General features: G+C 47.3%; 2 protein-coding genes. One reads left to right on the top strand and one right to left on the bottom strand.

Annotated elements, in window-relative coordinates:
• The coding region (locus tag R7P72_RS24760; RefSeq protein ID WP_318110933.1) for a LysR substrate-binding domain-containing protein at nt 1-217 on the top strand (217 nt) is incomplete at its 5' end.
• A 102-nt stretch (nt 218-319) separates the two neighbouring features.
• Here the strand turns inward: R7P72_RS24760 and ilvA are convergent.
• The coding region (ilvA, locus tag R7P72_RS24765; RefSeq protein ID WP_318110934.1) for a threonine ammonia-lyase, biosynthetic at nt 320-1291 on the bottom strand (972 nt) is incomplete at its 5' end.

Raw genomic sequence — 1291 nt, forward strand, 5'->3', positions numbered from 1 at the left:
TTTAAAAAATGGCGTTGGAGTCGGGTATATGCCGCGTCATATTGCGATGCCACTTATTCATGAAGGTGTGCTGGTGGAGAAACTGCTGCAAGATGACAAGCCATTGAGCCGATGCTGTTTGGTATGGCGTAAAGATGACGATCATAAGTTGATCCAATGGATGGTGGATTATTTGGGATCACCGAATCAGTTGCATCAAGATTGGTTGCAGTGTTAGTCAAAAGAAACGTCCGATCTCAGTATTAGCTTACCACTTGACGAATCAAACCGTGAATTGGAAACAAAACACCTCGCCGTAGCGAGGTGTTGATAAGGCGAATTAAGACAAGAAAAACTTGTAGGATGGATTATCGGTTTCATCCTTACATTGGTAGCCAAGTTCTCGTAAATGCGCTGAAAATTGGGCTAAATCGCTTTCATCTAACTCGAAACCACACAGAACACGTCCGTAGTCGGCGCCGTGGTTGCGGTAGTTGAATAGGCTGATGTTCCAATGGGTGCCAAGCGTGCTTAAGAACTTCAATAGTGCGCCTGGATACTCAGGAAATTCAAAGCTATAGAGACGCTCTTTCAGTTGTTTCGAGGGCTTGCCACCGATCATGTAACGAATGTGCAGTTTGGCCATTTCATCGTCGGACAAATCCACGACTGGGTAGCCACCTTCGCGTAGATCGCGAATGATGTTATCCAGCTCTTCCTGACCGCCTTGCAGGCGTACACCAACAAAGATATTCGCCAGTTCATCATCGTTATAACGGTAGTTAAACTCGGTGACAGCGCGGCCGCCAATCAGATTACAGAATTCAAAGAAAGCGCCTTGGCGTTCTGGAATCGTCACGGCTAATAGACCTTCACGCTTCTCACCTAATTCACAACGCTCTGAAACATAGCGTAAACCATGAAAGTTGGTATTCGCGCCAGACAGCACCGTGGCAAGGTTTTTGTTTTCCAGTTGGTTTTGCTCAACAAACTTCTTCAAGCCAGCAAGCGCAAGCGCCCCGGATGGTTCAGCAATCGCTCGAGTATCCTCAAAAATGTCTTTTATGGCAGCGCAGATTTCATCGCTTGAAACCGCCACATGACCATCAATGTATTTCTGACACAAGCGGAACGTTTCTTCACCGATGCGTTTTACCGCCACACCATCAGCAAACATGCTGACTTGGTCGAGTACCACTGGCTCACCAGCATCAAGCGCCGCTTTCAGACAAGACGAGTCTTCAGGTTCGACGGCGATGACTTTGATTTCTGGCATCAGTTGCTTGACCAGAACCGCTACACCAGCGTCCAA

Origin of the sequence: Vibrio sp. Vb0888 (genome assembly GCF_033338835.1) — a bacterium.
GTDB lineage: Bacteria > Pseudomonadota > Gammaproteobacteria > Enterobacterales > Vibrionaceae > Vibrio > Vibrio alginolyticus.